This is a genomic window from Sphingobacterium allocomposti (genome assembly GCF_008124885.1).
Lineage (GTDB): Bacteria > Bacteroidota > Bacteroidia > Sphingobacteriales > Sphingobacteriaceae > Sphingobacterium > Sphingobacterium allocomposti.
This window is the reverse complement of the sequence record NZ_VNHX01000001.1, coordinates 316,139-339,198: the sequence shown is the minus strand read 5'-3', so window position 1 is coordinate 339,198 and position 23,060 is coordinate 316,139. Positions and strand designations below refer to the sequence as shown.

The window sequence follows — 23,060 nt, the reverse complement described above, 5'->3', positions numbered from 1 at the left end:
AATTTACTAAAATTCTGCTACCCCTTCCGTCAAGGTAATGTCAGCATCCCACCGTTAACAGAATTTAACACCTGCTAATCTTTTGAAGCCAGTTTACGTTTGGCTTCCATCACCGCACGTGCAAGCTCCTCTGCTTTATGCGAACCGATAATATAGGTCAGGCCTTCTTTATCAGTAAGCCAGACCGCATCTTTTCCTCCGGAATAAAAACGGATCTTTCCATTCTTGTGCAGGTTGTACACGGGGTTATTAAACACAAAAGTACTGTAGGGCTTCAGTTCGATCTTAACAATGTTGTATAAATCTATTTTGACAAGCTTTGACGACCAGAGCCCGCTTAAAATTAAAAATTTACCGTCGACCACCGTCTTGTAGTGTACCATATAGATCATAATGATCGACACAACAATAACGCTAACACCCACAATGAAAAACAGCTGGCTTGATGCCAGGTTTTCCAAATTTAGGTAATATGCAATAAAACAGAACAACACCAATATCATCCGGACGCTGATCCATGTAGCATCCCGGCCTAAATATTGTTTTTCCTGAAAAAGATAATGTCCGCCCATAGCTTTTATTTACAAACTAAAGTAAAGACTTTTTTCGTACTTTCCGATATCTTATACCGATTATCTAGCCGATATCCGACGATCCAAACGACATGGCCTGCCGCATCCACCAAAATCGGAATACATTTTTTTTTATGCAGCGCAACCTTCTCCTGGATAAAAAAGTCGCTCAGCTTTTTTTTGCCCTGCATACCTAATGGGTAAAAATAGTCTCCCTCTTTCCAGAAACGGAAATACAACGGAAATTTTAACGTGTCCATGTCCAGCTGTGCCTGGTACGCGCCGGCCCTGACCTCCAGATTCTCTTCCACGCGGATATGGATGTCTTTTCCCCCAAACTGTAGCTGCTGCTCTTCGGGATGGATGTCCCGACTGCGCGCTTCCACTGAAGCACCCGTTAACCGGACCATCCATATGGCATTCCGATCTAGCAGCATCTCGTGCGTATCCGACAGAAAGCGTTTCCCAGGGTTTCCATCCACGCTTTTCTGTAAGTCAGCCAACACAGCTTTGGAAAAGCCGAACGGCTTAAAAATTTCAAATAACAAGGGTAGATTGGCCAAATACGGCTGAAGCAACTTTCGGTCGATACGATAGTCGCCATCCTTCTCCACCAAAAGCTGCTTCCGTAGCGGTTTAACGAACGATTGCAGTAAATCGTAGGCTTCCTGGAAATGACTGATATTTTGTGTGATTGCGACCTCGAAATCAGGAACGATCTCTTTAAATCTTGGAATGATATCGAGACGGATCTTATTACGCGCATATTTGGTCGAGAAATTCGATTCATCGTCCCGATACGGTACCTTCAGCCGGTCGACATAAAATGTAACCTCTTCTGCCTTCAAAAAAAGCAACGGACGGATCAGTCGGTTTCGGCGAGGTAAGATTCCCCGCAGCCCTCGAAGCCCGGTACCCCGGGTCAGATTGAGCAGTACGGTTTCGATATGATCATTTTGATGCTGGGCAACGGCAATCCAACGTGCCCCCTGCTCTTCCCGCAGCATTTCAAACCACTCATACCGAAGCGCACGGGCCGCCATCTGTATAGATATTCCTTGCGCCTGCGCAAAGGTCTCCGTTTCAAAACGGCGGACAACAAAGGGAACCTTGTTTTCTTGCGCAAAGGTACGCACCAGCGACTCATCCAGGTCGGATGCTTCGCCACGCAGCGCAAAGTTGCAGTGTGCAATGACACACGGATATCCCAGTTCCAGAAAAAGGCGCGCCATCAGCATGGAATCCCGCCCGCCGCTGACAGCAAGCAAGATTTTATCGCCCTTCACCACGCCTATGACCTCGGTGATAAACTCCTGAAAACGGCCAAATAGATCCATACGTCAAAGGTAATACATTATTCCTATCCCCTCCATCACGTGGGTTCACTTTTTGCCTCCGCATTCGTACTTTTAGCATCCTCCCCCCTACTTCCCACTTTTTAAAACCTTTAACAATTTTTTGCTATTTTATTAGCTACTTTTGCTGCTGTGAAGTATTATCTGGCACTCATAGTAAACCTCTTCTGCTTAACGTCCCTCTTTGCGCAGGACGAGCTCCGTCTTGTGTCATCCCGCTACAGTACAATTATTGACCAAAAGGGTTTCAGCAGCATCCAACCTGTCTATTCTCATAAAGGAAGTACGTTGTCGGCCGACAGCGGGATTATCTACGAGGACGCCATTGGGCGGCAGTTTTTCGAAGCTTTTGGCAATGTGGTCATTACACAGCCTTCGGGTACCATTATCTACGCGGACCGATTACATTACGACGCGGCCCCACAAATTGCGACGTTAACCAACAACGTGCGGATGGTCGACGCAACCTCCGTATTAACCACCAATCACCTGATCTATAAGATGCGGGATAAGATCGGCACCTACACCGGGGGCGGCCGCATTATCTCGAAAGGAGATACCATCACCTCAAAGAACGCCTACTATTTTGAAAATACGCAGGATGCATATTTTCGCAATAAAGTAGTGGTCCGCACCCCCGACGTTAAAATATACACCGATACGATGCGTTACAACTCCGCGCAGCGAATGACCTATTTCTTTGGTCCCACAAACATTAAAGGGAACAAAGGCGAGAACCTATATACCGAAAAGGGTAATTACAACACCGCAACTGGGGTGGCCAACTTTTCCAAAAACAACCTCTACACCGAAGGAACCCGCTTTTTAAAAGGCGACAGTTTACATTATAACCGGGAGTCGGGCCTCGGAAAGGCTTATCGGAACGTGGTCTTCGTCGACACCTCGGACAAGTTCTATGCCTATGGAGGCTACGGCCTGTACGATCAACGCGAAGAGTCGATCACGATGACCGACAAGCCCCTGGTAATAATGGTTATACAAAATGACTCGACCGATAGGGCTTCCGTTACGGATAGCACGTCCGTAGATTCGCTGGCGGCTCCCAACCTTACCGCTAAGGAAAAAAAACGTAAGAACGGACGGGATGAAAATAAGGAAGACCAGATATCGGCAGACCGCCCGGGGGCGGCCGCGAGCGACTCTCTCCGAACAGCTCCTCCCCCCGTAGAATCGGCCAAAGTCGATTCCGCCTATATGACGGCAGACACGTTGTATTCGAGGTTGATCCTCCTCAAAGACTATAAAGCATTGAATTTTAACTTGGACCGCAACGGCGGAGAGCTGGAGATCGATCAAGATATAGACTACGGAGACGACGATGATGGGCTGGACGACATTTCGGACGGAGAAGAACCGAATCTGCCGCTGACGGACAGCACCTCCGGGGATAGTATAAGCAAACTGCCCGAGGAAGGCCTCAAGGAGATAGTCCGCAAAACGGACGAGCTAAAAAAAAGCTCGCCGGCAACCGTAGCGAGGTCTGCCGGAAAGACGGATTCGGCAGCACGCTCCGAGATTGGTAAAACATTAGCTCAGGATTCCATCATCCGCCAGAGGGCCGTGATACCCCGCGTAGCAGAAGCCGACAGCATCATGAATAAAGCCCTTTTGACGGCCCAGACGCCCGACACGGTGATAAAAGATACGAGCAATCAGGCTTACCTTGACACCGCACGTACGCGGATTGTAAAAGCCTATTACAATGTGCGCATGTTCAAGTCCGACCTACAGGCTGTCGCAGACTCCCTTTACTACGGCATGGCCGATTCCATGTTCCGCTTTATGGGACGCCCCATGATATGGGCAGAAGGCTCGCAAATATCGTCCGACACCATCTACATGCAAATAAGGCGACAGCAACTGGACAACGCATTGTTGGTTGGCAACGCTTTCATGGTAAACGCGGTATTAGATACGGTAAAATTCAACCAGCTAAAGGGACGTAAGATTACGGCTTTCTTCGCCAATAATTCTATTGACAGGCTTTATGTGGATGGCAATGCGGAGAACCTCGTCTTTTCCGAGAATGACAAGACGAAGACCATCACCGAGATGTTCCACGATCGCGGCGCACGGATCAAAATCAAGATGGAAAACAAAAAGATCATTGATTATATCACCGTTCGGAAAGTCGACCAAAAAGTATATCCTTTTAAACTTGTCACCCCCGAAAACGAGGTCCTTCCAGGTTTTATCTGGCGCCCTCAGGACCGTCCAAAATCGAAGGAGGACATGATAAATAGGAAACGGGAAATCGAAAAAGCCGGAGGTCAACCTGATCTAAATGAAGGCAATGACGAGACCGATCGACCAGATAAGGAGGAAAAAGCCGGAAATGCAGCTTCTCCTAAGCCGGGCCCACAGGCTGCGAGCTGAGTATATGCTGCATACGATTGTTGTCTGTTTGAAGCAAAAGGCGTCATAGCATGTCGCCTGAATACTTCCGGAAGGGATTATTGACCGGCCGGACCACACCCGCCCCGCCACTAACGCCGCTAAAGCGTGTTCAGAAAAGCGGCCAGCTTTTCAACGGCTACGGCCCTGTGACTAATTTTATTCTTCTCCTCCAGGGACATCTCGGCAAATGTCCGATCATAACCATCGGGAACAAAAATCGGATCGTAACCGAACCCGCCGTCTCCACGTCGCGCATCGAGAATATGTCCTTCTATCGTACCCTCAAAAAAGTACTGCTGCCCATTTAAATAAAGAGAAATAACCGTTCTAAAACGGGCCTTCCGATCCGGGGTATCCCCCAGCCTCTCTAACAACAGATCAATATTTCTCTCCATATCCCGCGTTCCCGAATACCGGGCAGAATAGACTCCCGGCTCTCCGCCCAACGACGTCACCTCCAATCCGGAATCGTCGCCGAAACAATCCAATCCATATCGCTTTACCAGGTAGTCTGTCTTCTGCTGGGCATTTTCCTCAAAAGTTACTCCGGTTTCCGGAATATCGTCGCTACACCCAATGTCAGAAAGCGATTTAATATGAAAACGGTCGCCTATAATGGCCTGCACCTCTTCGAGTTTGTGTTTGTTGTTTGTCGCAAAAACCAGTTCAAACATAGTAGTTATGATTAGCGGTCAAGTATGCGTGCCTCTTAAACATTTAGTTTACTTTGGCCGTTAGCACTTAACCATTAATAAACGTCTTAAATTCGCTCCAGAAGAGCTTCTTCTTTTCAGGGTCAGCAAACATTTCCTCAAAACTAAACGTATTGAAAACCGTGGCTACACGTCCCTTCATGTATGCGTTATGCCCAATGGCAGGCAATTTCAGTGATGCAGGTTCCACGCCGAGCAGGGTAATTTTGGTCGGTTGAAAAAACTCCATGATCTGTTTGAAATCGTTAGGATTGTGCGGATTCGCCAGGTTCACCACGGCCACGTTCTGCCATGTTAACTTCAATGCGCCGATAGTCTTTATGAAAGCCTCTTCCGCCTGCGGCGAAAAATATGGGTAATCTGGATATCGGAGAATAAATAAAACCCCGTTTGATTTGTCTCCCCGGTAGGCAAATGCCCCTCCCTGCTTCCCTTCTGAAGCCGGTGTACTTCTCAGATCTTCGCCCGCCTGGGGAACCGCCGCTCCATCCGTATCAACACCAAACAGGGTCTCGGACATCAAAGCGTGTAACGCTACCGGATTTTTAGTTATGAGATTCATCTATGCTCCCTTGGTGCAAATTCCCGGACCTGCCTCGTGGACGAATCCGGGAATCGGCGTAATTATTGACCTAAGACATAAGCAAAAATTAGCGGTGCTACAATAGTAGCATCTGACTCGACCACAAACTTCGGTGTGTCGATATCCAGCTTACCCCAGGTGATTTTCTCGTTTGGCACTGCCCCCGAATAAGAGCCGTACGAGGTCGTTGAATCGGAGATCTGGCAGAAATAGGCCCAAAAAGGAACATCCTCCCATTCCAGGTCCTGATACATCATCGGCACGACACAAATAGGAAAGTCGCCCGAAATACCACCACCGATCTGGAAAAATCCTACCCCTTTACCTTCTGAGTTGGCACGATACCATTCCGTTAAATAGATCATATATTCAATACCGGATTTTACGGTACTTGCCTGCAATTTGCCTTTAATGACATTGGCAGCAAAGATATTTCCAGTAGTGGAATCTTCCCATCCCGGACATACGATCGGTAAATTTTTCTCTGCGGCAGCTACAATCCAGGAGTTCTTCGGATCAATCTCGTAGTATTGCTCCAGCACACCGGAGTTTACAACTTGGTATAAAAATTCATGCGGAAAAAAGCGCTCACCTTTTTCTTCAGCGGCGTGCCATACGTCTTCCAGGTGCTTTTGCAGACGTCGAAAAGCTTCCTCTTCAGGAATACAAGTATCCGTTACACGATTATAGTGTTGATCAAGTAACTCCCGTTCCTGCTCGGGCGTTAGATCGCGATAGTTAGGCACACGTTTGTAGTGCGAGTGGGCCACTAAATTCATAACGTCCTCTTCCAGGTTGGCTCCGGTACAAGAAATAAATTGAACCTTGTCCTGGCGGATCATCTCAGCTAATGAAATGCCCAATTCAGCTGTACTCATCGCCCCACCTAAAGAAATTAGCATTTTACCACCGTCCAATAGGTGAGCCTCATAACCTTGCGCCGCGTCGACTAACGCTGCAGCGTTGAAGTGTAGGTAGTTTTTCTCCAGAAATTGAGAAATAGGACCTTTTTGTGTACTCATAGTTTCTAGTTTTCTATTCTAAGAACAAAGGTACACAAACCGGACGAAATGGGACACGGCGATTTTATTTTACTTCCGCTTCAATAATCTACGGAAGACCAGGTAAAATAGAACAAGTATACAGATTAAAACGCCTAAAACAACGAACTCTTCCCTACCTATATTCCAACTCATACAATTAACATGTTTGCTATCCGGATTAAATCACCCACTTCTCGCATCTGTCCAGAAATGCGGGACTTATATCCGCACCGATGCCGATTTCTTCGGATACGGAAACGTGATATCCCCGGTACGCTACCCCGCCGATAACCGGGTCTTCCAGATGTCCCACCATACAGGTGTCCAGATCGAAAAATTTAACGTTGGGCGCCGCGTATGCGAAATGTACCTTTGCTGCCAGCGCCAGGCGCGACTCGAGCATCCCTCCGATCATACAGGGAATCTGATATGCGGCGGCCAATTCCTGTATCCGCAAAGCTTCCGCGATACCGGTTGATTTAGAAAATTTAATATTGATATAATCGCATCCATCGTTTCTACATAGGCGTTCTGCGTCACGATGCGAATAGACCGATTCATCGGCCATGATCGGGACGATGGTCTGGCTCCGCAGTTCCGGCAACAGGTGGTCGTTATAAGTACGCATCGGCTGTTCGCAAAATTGAATTTTGAAGGGCTCGAGGCCGCCAAGTGCCTCCAGGGCCTCCTCAAAGGTCCAGCCTTGATTCGCATCAATACGTATGGGAATATCAAAACCAACAGCCTTACGGATCTCCCGTATGCGCGCCACATCTTCCTTTGGCTTTTTTCCGAGCTTGACTTTTAGCGCTTCGGCCCCGCCAGCCTTCAATGTGGCCGCTTTGTCGGCCATTTGCGCCGGCTCGCCGATACCGAGGGTGATATCTGTAACGATATCTCTCCGCTCTCCTCCTAAAAAACGATAGAGGGGGAGCCCGGCATGTTTTGCCGAAAGGTCATGCAGGGCCATATCGAATGCCGACTTTACCGTAGTATTCCCGGCTATATACAGATTCAATTCGCCCATGCGCTCGGCAATCGCCAGCGGATCCTTTCCCTTCCATAAACGGGCGAAGTCGCGCGCAAGAACCAAACACGTATCCTGCGTTTCACCGACAATCATGGGAAACGCCGAACATTCGCCCACCCCATATATCCCCATGTCCGTCATGACCCGTACGAACGTGTTCTGTGCATAATCCATAGTCCCCGTTGCAATGACAAAGGGTTCCATCGGGATACTTAAACGATAAATTTCTACAGCTGTAATTTTCATGGATAGCTATGACTAAAATACGCATCAAAATTCTACAATAAAAGCAACAAAAGCAAGCAGATGGGTAAAACGTAACCGATCTGCTTGCAGATATAGCTTAGTTCAGTTTCTTATTAATCAGAGCAGCGAGTGTCTTCCCGGTTTTCGCATAGCCCTCCGACATACGATCATTGTTATTTGGAATACCGACAAATTGAATGTTTCCCGGAGCCTTTGTACTGTGGATCTCCAGAAGCACCTTGCTATGATCTGCCGTTTCAACAAAACGCAAAATCGTACTTACCTTTGCTGCCTGAGCCATCACCCCCGCAAACCAGCCCGGGTAGATCCAAGTGGTTTTGACAATCACCGTGTAGGTTGCGTCCCCTTCATCTGTCGACGATTTGATGGCCAGGTTTTTGTTCATCGATGCTAAAAATTTATTCACAAATGTTGTGGATTTTGAATAGTCCCAATCCTTACGCCAAACTTCAGCTTCGTCCGCTCCTTTATCCCTGGTAATCTCATCAATACGTTTATTGATATAGTCCTGTTCCGACATCATCTCATTATAAAACGTAGCGCCCGCATAGTCAAACACCACATTTAAATTGCGCTGCCCCCTTAGAAATTCAAAATTGCCCGATGCGACTTTCATCTTTTGACCAACGGCGATCGCCGGAACCAAGAATAGCGGTATGAGTAGCCATACCATTACATTAGTTAGATTTTTCACGTGTTTTCTGTTAGATTAATAATAGCTAAAAATACATAAAAAAATCCATATCCAAGCATCGATTACCCCTCCGTCAGGACCTGCACCCATTCGTCATCCCTTTTGGCGCGCGGCAATATTCCCGTCCGGCGGCAGCGGCGTCTCCGGGTTTACTGAACCAGGCCGCCACAATCATAAATTCGCTCTCATAAGAAAGTTACAGAATGATATTTCCAATTACGGCGCATCTACAAACAAGAATACAATATCAACAAAAAAAACGCTGTTATTTATCAATAAAACAACAACAGATAATATTTTTTATAAAATCTTTAAAAAAGATCGTTTTTTATTCATATATTAGCAACCTAATATTTTGAGGAGAAAATGATAAACGAAAGATTACCGGAACAAGGGCTTTACAACCCCGACTTTGAGCATGATGCCTGTGGGGTAGGTTTTGTAGCGCACATCAAAGGTCAAAAATCACATCAGCAGGTCAGAGACGCCTTAACTATGTTGGAAAACATGGAGCATAGAGGTGCATGCGGGTGTGATCCGGAAAGCGGGGATGGAGCTGGTATCATGATTCAGCTTCCTCACGAATTTTTGTGGGAAGAATGTATTAACATTGGCATTCAGCTGGAAGAGCCCGGCTACTATGGCACCGGCATGGTATTCCTTCCAAAAGACGAAGAGTTAAACGCCGTATGCCGCCAGGCAATTATGGAAGCTACAGAAAACAGAGGCATGAAGTTTCTTGGCTTCCGCGATGTTCCTGTAAACCGGGACGGCATTGGCCCTACGGCACTCAGCGCCGAACCCGAAATTGTCCAGTTTTTCGTATCCCGTCCTGACGGCGTCTCCACCACCGAAGATTTCGAACGGAAGCTGTTCGTACTTAGGCGGCTCATCATCCAAAAAGTAAAAGAACATCAGGAATATCCGTTACCGTTGTATATAGCGTCGCTTTCCTGTAAGACCATTATCTACAAGGGGCAGCTGACAACCTATCAGGTCGGAACATATTTCGAAGACCTAAAAGATCCGCGCGTCGTCTCGGCGTTCGGTCTGGTCCACTCACGTTTCTCTACAAACACATTCCCATCGTGGTCGCTCGCCCAGCCGTTCCGGAATATCGCCCATAACGGGGAGATCAATACCCTTACAGGGAACCTCAACTGGTTTTATGCGGGAGCCCGCTCGTTGTCATCGCCCTATTTTACGGAAGAGGAGATGCAAATCCTGTTGCCTGTGGTTGACCGCGGACAGTCGGATTCTGCCTGTCTCGATAATGTGGTGGAACTTCTGCTCCACAGCGGCCGTAGCCTACCGCATGTCATGCTGATGCTCGTACCTGAAGCATGGGATGGCAACACGCAAATGGACCCGCTGAAGAAGGCTTTCTACGAATATCATGCAACGCTAATGGAGCCTTGGGACGGCCCCGCTGCACTCTGTTTTACCGACGGAAAAATCATTGGAGCTACACTCGACCGTAATGGATTACGTCCGTTACGCTTCGCCGTAACCTCCGACGACCGCGTAGTCGTCGCGTCCGAGGCCGGTGCATTACCGATCCCCGAAAATCTGATTATAAAAAAAGGACGGCAGCAGCCCGGAAAAATTTTCGTTGTGGATATGGAGCAGGGATGTATCCGCTCCGACGAAGAAGTTAAAGGCGAATTGGTACGCCAGCAGCCTTACGGCGAATGGCTCAACAACTATAAAATCCGTCTCCAGGAACTGGAAGAGCCGCGCGTAACTTACACGTATCTAAAAAAAGAGTCGGTATTCAAGTACCAACAGGCTTTCGGATATTCCCGGGAAGACCTGGAAGCGATATTAACGCCGATGGCCCTGACAGGATACGAACCGATAGGCTCTATGGGAACTGATGTGCCTCTCGCCATTCTTTCCGATCAGCCTCAGCACCTGTCAAGTTATTTTAAGCAGTTCTTTGCGCAGGTTACGAATCCTCCGATTGACCCGATCCGCGAGCGGCTCGTGATGAGTTTGGCAACGTTTATCGGCAACGCCGGTAATATTCTTGTCGAAGACAAGAAATTCTGCCACTGCGTAACATTAGAGCACCCGATCCTGACTTCCAGCGAACTGGAAAAGCTCCGTTCAATAGATACCGGCATTTTCCAGGCAAAGACACTACAGCTCTACTTCAAAGCGGATGGCAAGCCCGGATCATTGGAAGCCGGACTCGAAAGACTTTGCCGCTATGCCGACGACGCAGTGCGGGATGGATTTGAAGTGATCATTCTTTCCGACCGCGCCATCGACTCCCAGCACGCCGCAATACCTTCTATACTCGCTGTTTCCGCCGTGCACCACCACCTGATAAAGACAGGGAACAGAGGTGCTGTAGGACTCGTTGTCGAGGCGGGGGATGTTTGGGAAGTACACCACTTCGCGTGCCTGCTGGCTTTCGGCGCCACGGCCATAAACCCTTACATGGCGTTAGCCTCTATCCGCACCATGAAAGAACTTGGGCAGATAGATACCAGCCTTACCTGGGACGATTTAAAGAAAAATTACGTCAAAGCGATCTGTGCAGGTTTACTCAAGATATTCTCCAAAATGGGAATCTCCACCCTGCAATCGTACCATGGCGCACAGATATTTGAAGTTCTCGGCATCGATAAAGATGTTGTAGATAGATACTTCTGCGGCTCCGTTTCACGCATCGGAGGTCTAACATTAGATGATATCGCTGCGGAAGCCTTATCTAAACATTGGAGAGCATTCGGCGAGTCCCGCGTTGAAAAGAAGCTACTGCCGGAAGGCGGTATCTATCAGTGGAAACGCCGCGGCGAAGGGCACCTATGGAGCCCCGAGACCGTTCACTTGCTGCAAAAGGCTTGTCGCACTACCGACTACAATGCTTACAAACAGTATGCGTCCATCATCAACAACCAAAAGGAACGTATGTTTACGTTACGCGGGCTGTTGGATTTCGCCAAACACCGTACACCGGTGCCACTGGCAGAGGTCGAGCCTGTCGAAAACATTATGAAACGTTTCGCTACCGGTGCCATGTCCATGGGGTCGATCTCCACAGAAGCCCATAGTACCTTGGCCATCGCCATGAACCGGATCGGCGCTAAGAGCAACACCGGCGAAGGCGGTGAAGATGCAATACGCTTTCAACGGCTGCCCAACGGCGACTCTATGCGTTCAGCTATTAAACAGGTGGCCTCGGCGCGCTTTGGGGTAACATCGCACTACCTTAGCGAGGCCGACGAAATCCAGATCAAAATGGCGCAGGGAGCGAAACCCGGAGAAGGAGGTCAACTTCCGGGGCACAAGGTCGACGAGTTTATCGCGCGTTTACGCCACGCCACTCCGGGAGTTGGGTTAATTTCCCCTCCTCCTCACCACGATATTTATTCGATAGAGGACCTGGCACAGCTTATCTTTGATCTGAAGAATGCCAACAGAAAAGCACGGATCAACGTAAAACTGGTATCCAAGGCGGGCGTCGGTACCATCGCGGCAGGTGTAGCGAAAGCGCATGCGGACGTGATATTGATCGCCGGCTACGATGGAGGAACAGGAGCCTCACCAATAAGCTCTATTAAGCATGCAGGCTTACCTTGGGAGCTCGGGCTGGCAGAAGCCCACCAAACGCTCGTGCAGAACAAACTTCGCAGCCGCGTTGTGTTGCAGGCTGACGGACAGATGAAAACAGGCCGCGACATTGTTATTGCCACCTTGTTAGGCGCCGAAGAATGGGGGGTCGCCACGGCAGCCCTCGTGGCCGGAGGGTGCATCATGATGCGCAAATGCCATCTGAACACATGCCCTGTGGGCGTGGCAACACAGGATCCGGAGCTACGCAAGCTATTCTCCGGTAAACCGGAGGACATTGTAAACCTGTTCCGCTTCCTCGCAGAAGAAGTACGCGAGATTATGGCACAGCTGGGCTTCCGCACCATCAATGAGATGGTGGGTCGGGCGCAATTCCTGAAGAAGCGCGAAAACATCGACCATTGGAAAGCGTCCAAAATTGACTTTTCAAAAATTCTATATGTCGCACGGAACGAACCGTCGGAAACACTTTATAACACGCAGGAGCAAGATCACGGCCTAAGCATGATTCTCGACTGGGGGCTGCTTACACAGGCTAAGCCTGCCTTAGAATCAAAGACACCCGTATTCGGCACATTTAAAGTAAAAAATACAGACCGCACCATCGGAACAATGTTGTCCAACGAGATCTCCAAGCTCTACGGGGCAGACGGGCTACCGGACAATACCATTAATTTCAAGTTCGAGGGATCAGCAGGTCAGTCTTTCGGTGCATTCGGAGCCAAAGGTATCTCCTTTGAGCTTGAAGGCGAGGCGAACGATTATGTTGGAAAAGGCCTTTCTGGCGCGCAACTGGCGATCTACCCCACCGCCGACAGCCCGTTAATAGCCCATGACAACATCATCATCGGGAACGTAGCCCTCTATGGGGCAACATCAGGCCATCTATTTATCAACGGTATGGCTGGAGAACGCTTCGCGGTACGTAACTCGGGGGCTACAGCCGTAGTTGAAGGTATTGGCGACCACGGCTGTGAATATATGACAGGCGGACATGCGTTAATCCTAGGCCCTACAGGACGGAATTTCGCGGCCGGGATGAGTGGTGGTATCGCGTGGATCTACGACATCTCGGGGACATTCCGCGACAACTGCAACCAGGAGATGGTCGACCTCGACCCATTGGATACGGAAGATGAAAATGCGATCATCGCTTTACTCAAGCGGCATATCAACCTGACCAAAAGTGAACGCGCCAACTTTATCTTGCAGAACTGGTCGAGCGAGAAAAACAAGTTTATCAAAGTATTCCCACGCGAATACAAGAATGTGTTACGTAAAAAATTAGTTGAAGCTTAATATAGAGGAGGAAAAGAGTCATGGGAAAACCAACAGGATTTTTAGAATTTGAAAGAGCGCTTCCTCAGAAAGAGTCTGTAGAAAGCAGAAAACAGAACTATCAAGAATTTGTACATCGTTATTCAGACGATCAACTCAACAATCAAGCAGCGCGCTGTATGAATTGCGGCATTCCTTTCTGTCATTCGGGATGCCCGCTGGGTAATGTCATTCCCGAATTCAATGATGCTGTGTACGATGGTCGTTGGGAAGAGGCCTATAATATCTTAGTTTCAACCAATAACTTTCCCGAGTTTACGGGAAGGATATGTCCAGCGCCGTGCGAAGCTGCATGCGTGCTGGGCATAAATAAGTCGCCCGTAGCAATCGAAGAAATTGAGAAACATATTATCGAAATCGCGTATAGCAAAAACTACGTGCAGCCTAACAAAAGCTACATAAAAACCGGCAAGCGTGTGGCTGTTGTAGGGTCGGGCCCTGCCGGACTGGCGGCCGCTGCCCAACTTAACAAAGCGGGGCATGACGTCGTTGTCTACGAGCGGGACGATAAGGTCGGAGGGCTGCTCCGCTACGGCATACCAGATTTCAAATTGGACAAGTCGGTTATCGATCGTCGTGTCGACGTTATGAAACAGTCGGGTATTGAGTTCAGGGTTAACGCCGAGGTGGGCGTTAACGTACCTGCTGGCGAGCTGCAGGCGTACGACGCTATCGTCCTGGCCGGCGGATCAACTATCCCCCGCAACCTTCCGATTCCGGGACGCGAACTCAAAGGAGTACACTTTGCGATGGAGTTCCTGAAACAGCAGAACAAGCGGGTAGGAAACTCACCGATCGAAGAAGAGGAAATACATGCAGAAGGCAAAAATGTATTGGTTATCGGAGGTGGCGACACAGGCTCTGATTGTGTAGGAACGTCCAACCGTCATGGCGCTAAAAGTGTGACACAATTTGAGTTAATGCCACAGCCCCCGAAAGAACGGACTGAGGCCATGCCGTGGCCAACCTACCCGATGTTGTTGAAGACCACGACGTCACATGAAGAAGGATGTCAGCGCTTTTGGAGCGTCAGCACCAAGGCTTTCCTTGGAGATGACAACGGACATGTACGCGCCGCGTTGGTAGTCGATCTGGAGTGGGAAACAGATGCTTTGGGCAGACCAATAAAATTCAAGGAGGTCGAAGGCTCCGAACGGGAGATACCTTGTGAGCTGGTAACGCTCGCGATGGGTTTTCTGCATCCACAACACGAAGGCCTCTTGCAGCAGCTCGGCGTGAAACTCAACGAACGGGGAAACGTCGATGCTGCCGAAGGAGAATACAAATCGTCCGCGGAAAAAGTATTTGTGGCCGGCGATATGCGTCGCGGTCAGTCGCTCGTTGTCTGGGCGATCTCCGAAGGTCGTGAATGCGCTAGGAAAGTTGACGAATACCTGATGGGATATTCCGAACTTGAGCGCAAAGATAAAGCTGTCTCATACGCTTAATTTCATATACTTTAGTACAAAGTGAAAAACCGGACCAGGTCCGGTTTTCTTTATTTATACCCCCTGACAAAACCCACTGTTAGTCAACCTATAGGCCGGGCAAAGGGGGGATTAAAATAGGTTCTCTGAGGTATACTTTTTTCCATTTTTTTATCCATAGGCACCTGCTCTTCATGATGAACCTCCTTCAACAGCGTAACCTTGGCGGCGACGAAATGAAGTGCGGCTCATGCCTCGTTTCAATGTAGCTTCCTATTCACCAAGCTCCGCTCCCTGTGCTCTATCCGGGTTTTAACATAAGGATAAAGAAAGACGGCTCCCAGCACGATGAGTGCGCCTAAATAGAACCCTGTGCTCATCGTCTCTTTATGTCCCAGAATAAGCACTGCCAGCACGATTCCGTATACCGGCTCCATGTTCGTTGTCAGTGCGACGATAAACGCACTTAATTCCTTCATGACGGCCACTCCGAGGACATAAGCTACGGCTGTACAAACGACGCCCAGCAGCAGCAGATAAGCCCAGTCTGTTCCCCGCAACCACATCTCTCCGTTAAAATCGCCGCTAACCAACATCATGACAGACACCCAAAGAAAAGCGCCCAGCATCTCATAAAAAGTAATCACCGTGGGGCTGGTATGCTTCACCATCCTTGCATTTAGGATGGAAAATACACTGGCACATAGCGCACAGGACAACCCGCAAATGATACCTAACACATATTGAAACTCAAACTTGAAAATAAGGTAGATACCGAATACAATAACCAGTCCCACGGCAACATCCGCGAGAGAAATCTTCCGCTTGTTAATCACCGGTTCCAGTATGGAAGTAAATAGTGTCGTCGCCGACAAAGTAACCAAGGTTACCGACACGGTTGAGATCTTGATGGCATGAAAAAACAGCACCCAGTGAAGCCCCACGACGGCACCCACCGACAGGAACTGAAGAAGCTGCTTTTTCGTAACATGCACCGACTTACCCGCCAGGATAAAGTAAACAAACAGGGTTAAGGCGGCGATAAGCACACGGTACCAGACCAAATGCAGGGCAGAAATCGATATCAAACCGCCCAGCACGCCGGTGAAACCCCAGATTAATACAGTCAGATGTAAAATAAGAACATTCTTATTAAGAAAAAATCGGCTCATCCTTCCTAAAACATAAACATCATGGTGATAAACTTCCGCTACGGCACACGAAGCGGTGCATATAACTTATTTCGGTGCCTTGTATTTGAGCCAAAGCCCCAACGCCAGAAACAGAACGTTCGGAATCAGGATGGCAATGAGCGGCGGTAGCCCTCCTTTTAAGGAAAACATGGTCGAGAACTGCACCAGCACAATGAATGTAAAGCTCAGTGCGATGCCGATACCTAAACTCAATCCGATACCTCCCCTGACCTTCTTCGACGACAGGGAAACCCCCATCAGTGTTAGGATGAAAGCGGAAAAAGGACCTATGTAACGTTTATACTTCTCCAGAAGCAGATCCGTCATCATGCCCGTCCCTCTCGTTTCTTCCTTGCGGATACGGTCGTTGAGCTCCTTTGTGTCCATCGCCGTAAAGACATTGTCGTATACTTCGAAATCTCTCGGCAACATGTCCAACGTCGTATCACGTGCCGTTCCCTTTTCCATACTTTCCTTCAATCCATCGATTTTCCGGACAGTATAATCTTCAATTTTCCATTTTGTAGCAACCGAGTCCCACGTAATCCGTTGCGCCATCAGCTTCTCAATCATCTGATCGCCCGAAAATTTTTCCAACGAAAAATTATAACCTATGTTACGCTTCGTATCAAAGTTATCGATATACACATAGGTATTCGAGTCGATCTGCATATGTGTGGACAACGTAGACGAGCTGACCTTCTGCGGTTTCACATACACATTCTCAAAATTAACTTTGATCTTATTGGTGTAAGGAATAATGTAGAGGTTGGAGACCATGGTGAAAGAGAAGATGACGCCTGCGGCAATCATATAAGGACGCAGAAAGCGGTTAAAGCTCATCCCTCCGCTAAGAATAGGCACTACCTCCGTCTGATCAGCCATCTTCGATGTAAAGAAGATCACGGCAATGAAATTAATCAGCGGAGTTAACATGTTCAGGAAAAACGGGATGCTACCCAACGCATAGTATTCCAGAAAGACCTTCGACATAGGGGCTTTGTTCTTCAGAAAGTCGTCCAACTTTTCCGAAACATCAAATACAACGATCACGATAATAAAAATACCCACCGTGAACACGAAGGTGCTCAGGTATTTTTTAATGATATAACGGTCAATAATGTTCATTACTCGTGTATTGTTTATTCGTGATCCGCTTGCCAGTCGTCAGTAACGGATTATGGTCGCGGTTACAGCCTTTGCCCCAAAACTTTTACCATTTTCTCCTTCCAGTCATAGAAGGTGCCTTCCAGAATTTTCTCTCTTGCTTCCTTCACGAGCCACAAATAAAAATGGAGGTTGTGCAATGAAGCGATCTGTGCGCCGAGGATTTCCTGCGATTTGATCAGGTGGCGAAGATACGCTTTTGTATGTATCTGGTCTACCAACAGATCGCTTTCCGCCTCAATCGGCGAGAAGTCGTCTTTCCATTTTTCGTTCTTGATGTTGATAATGCCGTTCTTTGTGAACAGCATCCCATTGCGGGCGTTACGCGTGGGCATCACACAGTCGAACATGTCGATACCCAGCGCTATATTTTCTAAAATATTTACCGGGGTTCCCACACCCATCAGGTACCGCGGCTTATCTGCTGGCAATATGTTCGTCACGACCTCGGTCATCGCATACATCTCTTCTGCCGGTTCGCCCACAGACAGACCTCCGATGGCATTGCCATCCCTGTTAAACGACGCAATTACTTCCGCCGATTTTTCCCGAAGATCTTTGTAAACCGATCCTTGAACGATGGGGAATAATGTCTGTTCATAGCCGTATAAGGGCTCTGTGCTATCAAAACGATCCACACATCGCTTCAGCCAGCGGTGAGTCATGTCCAATGACTTTCTTGCATAACTGTATTCGCATGGATAAGGCGTACATTCGTCGAAAGCCATGATGATATCCGCGCCTATTACACGCTGCGTATCCATGACGTTTTCAGGCGTAAACAGATGTTTCGAACCGTCAATATGGGATCGGAACGTTACACCCTCCTCCCTGATCTTACGGACTTCCGTCAGCGAATACACCTGGTATCCTCCGGAGTCTGTCAAAATCGGACCGCTCCATTGATTGAACTTGTGCAGGCCGCCGGCTTTATGCAAAACGTCAAGTCCCGGACGGAGATAAAGGTGATACGTGTTGCCTAATATGATCTGTGCCTGTATATCCTGAACCAGCTCGTGCTGATGGACAGCCTTCACCGTTCCGGCAGTACCGACCGGCATAAAAATCGGCGTCTGAATAGGGCCGTGCGCCGTCTCCAGCATCCCAGCTCTAGCCTTAGACCCTTTATCTTGTGCTTGAAGCGTAAATTTCATATGTGTGTTTATCCCTCTATCCTCTTTGATAAAATCACTGCAAAAATAGGATAAAAAATGTCAGGAAACGAGCGCCTGCCGAAATCTTAATAAAACTTAACGATTGATCCGCTTATCTTCGTAGAACACCGTATCTTTGACCCCGTATGGAACAATTTGAATACTTTTTTCCTTATCTGGGCTACCTGCCTCTGGGCGTTCTCTTCCTGTTGCTTCTCATACAACTGTATTACTTCTTTTCGGTATACGGAAGGTTGGCATCCTACAAGATTGTATCCTATAAAGACGTCGAAGCTAAACCGCCTGTCAGCGTAATCATCTGTGCGCACAACGAATTGGAAAATCTCAAGACGTTCCTTCCAGCCGTATTAGATCAGGACTATACCGAGTTCGAAGTCGTACTTGTCGACGACTGTTCCGAGGATGACACGCATTGGCTATTGAAAGAGCTGTTGACAACATATCCCGATAAGCTGAAAATCGTAGAGATCAAGGAGTATATCCGCCTGAAAAACACGAAAAAATATGCGGTGACCATGGGAATTAAAGCTGCAAAGTACGAACATCTCGTGTTTACCGATGCAGATTGTCTGCCCCAAAGCAATGCCTGGCTCGCCGAGATCGCAGGGGCCTTCGGACCAGGCACGGAAATCGTCCTGGGTTATTCACCCTACTTTAAAGAAAAAGGCTTCCTCAATAAGCTCATACGCTTTGAAACGTCGCACACGGCCATGAGCTATTTAGCTTACGCATTAAAGGGCGACGCCTACATGGGTGTGGGCAGAAACCTTGCCTACACAAGATCCATATTTTTTAAAGGCAAAGGGTTTAACAAGCATATGCACATTAAGTCGGGCGACGACGATCTATTCGTCAACCACAATGCAACCCCGGACAATGTGCAGATAGCGATCCACCCTGATGCGCACGTATATTCCGTACCCAAGAGAACGTGGAAAAGTTATTATAAGCAAAAGGCCCGGCATGCCGGCGCTTCCGTCCTCTACAAGGGAAGACATAAACGTATGCTGGCGGTGCAGCTTCTATCATCCCTACTGTTTTACACGATGCTGGTTGGCTGCCTTTGCGTGTACCCCCAGTTCTGGTTTGTGCCCACAACCATTTATCTGGTGCGGCTTATCAGCCAGTTCATCGTTTTCAGCCATATCTATCAAAAGCTCCAGGTACGGGATCTTCTCGTCTGGCTTCCTCTTCTAGACATCCTCTACTATTTCTATATTTGCATCAACGGTTTATTTAACCGGAGTAAAAAACAGCAATCCTGGAAATAGGAGACCTACTTTAACAGCATACATATTACACGCATGAATCCAACAGTTGACATTATCTACCGCTACTTTCCAAATCTGTCCGACAGGCAAAAAGAGCAATTCGCCAAATTGGCAGACGTCTATCCGTTCTGGAACAACCAGATCAATGTCATCTCGAGAAAAGATATGGATAAACTGTACCTGCACCACGTGCTGCATTCCTTAGGAATTGCCAGGTTTGTGAAGGAGTTCACCCCCGGGACACATGTTCTGGATGTTGGCACAGGCGGCGGCTTCCCTGGAATTCCTTTAGCTATTGTTTTTCCCGATGTAAAGTTTCATCTGGTTGATTCCATAGGGAAGAAAATCAAAGTAGTCCGTGAGGTAGCCGAAGCAATAGGACTTACAAACGTAGAAGCAGACCATATCCGGGCTGAACAGCTCGACGGAAAGTATGATTTTGTCGTTTCAAGAGCTGTTACGCGTTTAGCCGAGTTTGTCCCATGGATTAGGAATAAATTCGACAAAAAAGATAAAAACGGGATCCCCAATGGTATCCTCTACCTCAAAGGGGGCGATTTAAAAGATGAAGTCAGGGAGGCCAGATTAAAAGCTGAACTACACCCCTTGTCCAGCTTCTTCGCCGAGGATTTCTTCGAAACAAAATATGTAGTGTATGTACCGATGTAGCCGGTACATACACTTTTCATCAACTGGCATCCGCTATCAGGCTCCGCCCAATGCCTCGTTTATCTTTTGACCGATAGCCTGTATTTCCTCGTCCATACCGAACATCGGAAGTTCCGTTTCAGGGTTAAGCTTAAGCCAGGAGTTCTCGTCCTTAATAATTTTGACATACTCCTCTCCTTCCTTAAAAACCATGAAAACATCCTTCTCTTCCGGAAATATCGAATAAACGATATCGTCTATTTCCACATCAAATGGTTCCTGTGCTCCTTGTAATTCCATTTTTTTAAATATGTTGTCCTAATCCGCCCGCTGTCGTCCTTAAACTGTTTTAGCAGAACGTTTGTTTTCTTTTTATCGCCGCTTCCGAGGGATGACACTGACAGCTCCATAGCCGGATGGCCACCTCCATGTCAGGCTGAGCCCGTCGAAGGGTCTGTATAAATCCCGTCAGAGTCCTTGTCCCTGTGAGTCGGCCTTGTCACCTGGGGCTCTTCAACAATGTCACCCTGAGCCTGTCGAAGGGTCTGTCGGTTCTTTGACAATTCCGGCAACTTTTCCCATTCATTGTTAATAATAGCTGCTTTCTTTCTCCTGCCCCCCCTTAACCTGCTTTTCAAAAGCAATCGCCTGATTAACATCAATGAACGTTTCAAAATATACCAGTTCTACAGGTCTACGCCGGTATGTATAACATTTAACGTTGATACCTTCCCGGTGTTCCCATAAACGCCGATCCATATCATTTGTAATACCCGTATAATACGACCCATCTTTACATTTTAGGATATAGACATAATATTCTTTCATTTTTGTTTCAGAGTTCGTCAGTGTCCATCCTTCGACAGGCTCTGGATGACACCGACAGCTCCATAGCCGGATGACACCTCTATGTCAGGCGGAGCCTGTCGAAGCCCGTTCCCGCGTCTATCCGTCGACAGGCTCTGGACGACACCGATGCCTCCATAGCCGGATGCCACCTCCATGTCAGGCTGAGCCCGTCGAAGCCCGTTCCCGCGTCCATCCTTCGACAGGCTCTGGATGACACCGACAGCTCCATAGCCGGATGACACCTCCATGTCAGGCTGAACCCGTCGAAGCCCGTTCGGTGTCTATCCTTCGACAAGCTCTGGATGACACCGATACCTCCATAGCAGGAAGCCACCTCCATCGCCGGATGACACCTCCATGTCAGGCTGAGCCCGTCGAAGCCCGTTCCCGCGTCTATCCGTCGACAGGCTCTGGACGACACGGATACCTCCATAGCCGGATGCCACCTCCATGTCAGGCTAAGCCGTCGAAGCCCGTTCCCGCGTCTATCCGTCGACAGGCTCTGGACGACACCGATACCTCCATAGCCGGATGCCACCTCCATGTCAGGCTGAGCCCGTCGAAGCCTTATATGCAGGATTATTTCATCCAAAGGTAGGATTTTTAAACAAAATTGTTATTTTTAGGAGTCCAATTATGAACAAACTTCAGCAAATAGCGCTCACCAAAATAAAAGGTGTGGGTCCGAAGACAGCACGCAGCCTATTAGAGTACTGCGGATCTTTGGAGCAGATTTTCAATATAGATGAAGTAACACTACATCATCTCCCGTTTCTACAGAAAAAATCGGTAGACTCCTTGCTTTCCAAAGAATGCCTTAGCGAGGCGGAAGAGGAACTGGCCTTTATTGAGAAACACAAAATCACGGCCTTGTGGATAACGGACGACAACTATCCTCATCGGCTAAAGCAATGCGAGGACGCTCCGCTCATGCTCTACTTCAAAGGAACAGCAGATCTTCAACCGCAGCGAGCTGTCAGCATAGTCGGAACCAGAAATGCTACGCCTTATGGTAAGCGCATATGCGAGGAGCTTGTCGAAGACCTCAGGGATATGGATATACAGGTCATCAGCGGGCTTGCGCACGGCATTGACGTGCATGCACACCGTTTGTCCATACGACACGCCATTCCAACGATCGGCGTTCTGGGCCATGGCCTCGACATGCTGTATCCCGCAGCGCACCGGGATGTCGCCGCCCGCATGCTCGAGCATGGCGGACTGCTAACAGAATATCCATCCGGAACACGTCCCGACAGAATCAACTTCCCCGCTAGGAACCGCATCATCGCCGGCTTATCCGATGTTACTATCGTCGTGGAAGCGGCCCATAAGGGTGGAGCGCTGATCACGGCAGAAATAGCGAATAGCTATAATCGGGAAGTATGTGCATTTCCCGGCGGCATCAACCAGCCCTACTCCGCCGGCTGCAATTACCTGATAAAAACCCATCGTGCCCACCTGATCCGTCATGCAGAAGATCTTCTCTACTTAATGGGTTGGGAGCGTCCGCAGCCCGCCGGCCCTGTGCAGCTGTCGCTGCCCCTCAGCAAGGATCATCAACGCATTTACGACTTTCTTCAACGAAGGGAACAGGCACACGTCGACGAGATCGCGGCGCATGTTAGCTGGCAGGCAAGCAAGCTCGCGATGACCCTATTGGAAATGGAAATGAACGGCACCTTATTTTCGCTTCCCGGAAAACTATATAAGATACAATAAACCTAAACCAACT

The 23,060-nt window shown here is 48.4% G+C and carries 19 protein-coding genes; 6 read left to right on the top strand and 13 right to left on the bottom strand.

From position 1 onward, the window contains the following. Positions 1 to 74 precede the first annotated feature (74 nt). Together BC792_RS01195 and tilS are read right to left on the bottom strand one after the other, a co-directional pair. A complete protein-coding gene (locus BC792_RS01195) occupies positions 75 to 572 on the bottom strand; it encodes a hypothetical protein (RefSeq protein ID WP_148907146.1) in 498 nt (165 codons plus the stop codon). Positions 573 to 577: 5 nt separating this feature from the next. Then, the gene (gene tilS / locus BC792_RS01190; protein WP_148907145.1) at positions 578 to 1,909 is read right to left on the bottom strand and encodes a tRNA lysidine(34) synthetase TilS; all 1,332 of its coding nucleotides are present in this window, start codon (positions 1,907 to 1,909) and stop codon (positions 578 to 580) included. Between the two features lie 150 nt (positions 1,910 to 2,059). Here tilS and BC792_RS01185 point away from each other — a divergent pair, with 150 nt between their 5' ends. Beyond that, the gene (locus tag BC792_RS01185; RefSeq protein WP_246154751.1) at positions 2,060 to 4,324 is read left to right on the top strand and encodes an OstA-like protein; all 2,265 of its coding nucleotides are present in this window, start codon (positions 2,060 to 2,062) and stop codon (positions 4,322 to 4,324) included. 119 nt (positions 4,325 to 4,443) lie between these two features. Here the strand turns inward: BC792_RS01185 and BC792_RS01180 are convergent, their stop codons facing one another. The 5 genes from BC792_RS01180 to BC792_RS01160 form a co-directional block, all read right to left on the bottom strand. Next, positions 4,444 to 5,019, bottom strand: coding sequence for a non-canonical purine NTP diphosphatase (locus BC792_RS01180; protein ID WP_148907144.1), 576 nt, complete (start codon positions 5,017 to 5,019; stop codon positions 4,444 to 4,446). Between the two features lie 67 nt (positions 5,020 to 5,086). Next, the gene (locus tag BC792_RS01175) at positions 5,087 to 5,620 is read right to left on the bottom strand and encodes a hypothetical protein (protein ID WP_148907143.1); all 534 of its coding nucleotides are present in this window, start codon (positions 5,618 to 5,620) and stop codon (positions 5,087 to 5,089) included. Between the two features lie 62 nt (positions 5,621 to 5,682). Next, positions 5,683 to 6,663, bottom strand: a complete 981-nt coding sequence (locus BC792_RS01170) for a deoxyhypusine synthase family protein (protein WP_148907142.1) — start codon at positions 6,661 to 6,663, stop codon at positions 5,683 to 5,685. A gap of 199 nt (positions 6,664 to 6,862) precedes the next feature. After that, complete coding sequence (locus BC792_RS01165; RefSeq protein WP_148907141.1) at positions 6,863 to 7,960, bottom strand: mandelate racemase/muconate lactonizing enzyme family protein; 1,098 nt, start codon at positions 7,958 to 7,960, stop codon at positions 6,863 to 6,865. 97 nt (positions 7,961 to 8,057) lie between these two features. Continuing rightward, positions 8,058 to 8,675: a hypothetical protein gene (locus tag BC792_RS01160; protein WP_211357441.1), complete on the bottom strand. Its 618-nt coding sequence runs from the start codon at positions 8,673 to 8,675 to the stop codon at positions 8,058 to 8,060. Positions 8,676 to 9,041: 366 nt separating this feature from the next. Here BC792_RS01160 and gltB point away from each other — a divergent pair, with 366 nt between their 5' ends. Both gltB and BC792_RS01150 read left to right on the top strand, forming a co-directional pair. After that, positions 9,042 to 13,556 (top strand): glutamate synthase large subunit, encoded by a 4,515-nt coding sequence (gltB, locus tag BC792_RS01155; protein WP_148907140.1) that lies wholly within the window; start codon positions 9,042 to 9,044, stop codon positions 13,554 to 13,556. Positions 13,557 to 13,576: 20 nt separating this feature from the next. Continuing rightward, complete coding sequence (locus tag BC792_RS01150; RefSeq protein WP_148907139.1) at positions 13,577 to 15,043, top strand: glutamate synthase subunit beta; 1,467 nt, start codon at positions 13,577 to 13,579, stop codon at positions 15,041 to 15,043. Positions 15,044 to 15,282: 239 nt separating this feature from the next. On the opposite strand, the gene BC792_RS01145 is transcribed toward BC792_RS01150, so the two are convergent. The 3 genes from BC792_RS01145 to tgt all read right to left on the bottom strand — a co-directional run bounded on the left by BC792_RS01145 (position 15,283) and on the right by tgt (position 18,536). Beyond that, entirely contained in the window at positions 15,283 to 16,194 is a 912-nt protein-coding gene (locus BC792_RS01145; RefSeq protein WP_148907138.1) for a DMT family transporter, read from the bottom strand. Between the two features lie 66 nt (positions 16,195 to 16,260). Beyond that, positions 16,261 to 17,343 carry an LptF/LptG family permease gene (locus BC792_RS01140; protein ID WP_148907137.1) on the bottom strand — a complete coding sequence of 361 codons (1,083 nt, stop codon included), beginning with the start codon at positions 17,341 to 17,343 and terminating at the stop codon, positions 16,261 to 16,263. 62 nt (positions 17,344 to 17,405) lie between these two features. Next, a complete protein-coding gene (gene tgt, locus BC792_RS01135) occupies positions 17,406 to 18,536 on the bottom strand; it encodes a tRNA guanosine(34) transglycosylase Tgt (RefSeq protein ID WP_148907136.1) in 1,131 nt (376 codons plus the stop codon). A 146-nt stretch (positions 18,537 to 18,682) separates the two neighbouring features. On the opposite strand from tgt, the gene BC792_RS01130 reads away from it, so the two are divergent. Together BC792_RS01130 and rsmG are read left to right on the top strand one after the other, a co-directional pair. Beyond that, the gene (locus tag BC792_RS01130; protein WP_148907135.1) at positions 18,683 to 19,828 is read left to right on the top strand and encodes a glycosyltransferase; all 1,146 of its coding nucleotides are present in this window, start codon (positions 18,683 to 18,685) and stop codon (positions 19,826 to 19,828) included. A 33-nt stretch (positions 19,829 to 19,861) separates the two neighbouring features. Further along, complete coding sequence (gene rsmG / locus BC792_RS01125; RefSeq protein ID WP_148907134.1) at positions 19,862 to 20,497, top strand: 16S rRNA (guanine(527)-N(7))-methyltransferase RsmG; 636 nt, start codon at positions 19,862 to 19,864, stop codon at positions 20,495 to 20,497. A gap of 36 nt (positions 20,498 to 20,533) precedes the next feature. On the opposite strand, the gene BC792_RS01120 is transcribed toward rsmG, so the two are convergent. The 3 genes from BC792_RS01120 to BC792_RS01110 all read right to left on the bottom strand — a co-directional run bounded on the left by BC792_RS01120 (position 20,534) and on the right by BC792_RS01110 (position 21,917). Next, positions 20,534 to 20,776 carry a hypothetical protein gene (locus BC792_RS01120; protein ID WP_148907133.1) on the bottom strand — a complete coding sequence of 81 codons (243 nt, stop codon included), beginning with the start codon at positions 20,774 to 20,776 and terminating at the stop codon, positions 20,534 to 20,536. Positions 20,777 to 21,064: 288 nt separating this feature from the next. Beyond that, positions 21,065 to 21,304 carry a GIY-YIG nuclease family protein gene (locus BC792_RS18555; protein ID WP_246154748.1) on the bottom strand — a complete coding sequence of 80 codons (240 nt, stop codon included), beginning with the start codon at positions 21,302 to 21,304 and terminating at the stop codon, positions 21,065 to 21,067. A gap of 79 nt (positions 21,305 to 21,383) precedes the next feature. After that, the gene (locus tag BC792_RS01110) at positions 21,384 to 21,917 is read right to left on the bottom strand and encodes a hypothetical protein (RefSeq protein WP_148907132.1); all 534 of its coding nucleotides are present in this window, start codon (positions 21,915 to 21,917) and stop codon (positions 21,384 to 21,386) included. A gap of 44 nt (positions 21,918 to 21,961) precedes the next feature. On the opposite strand from BC792_RS01110, the gene dprA reads away from it, so the two are divergent. After that, positions 21,962 to 23,047: a DNA-processing protein DprA gene (gene dprA, locus BC792_RS01105; protein ID WP_148907131.1), complete on the top strand. Its 1,086-nt coding sequence runs from the start codon at positions 21,962 to 21,964 to the stop codon at positions 23,045 to 23,047. The last annotated feature ends 13 nt before the right edge of the window (positions 23,048 to 23,060 follow it).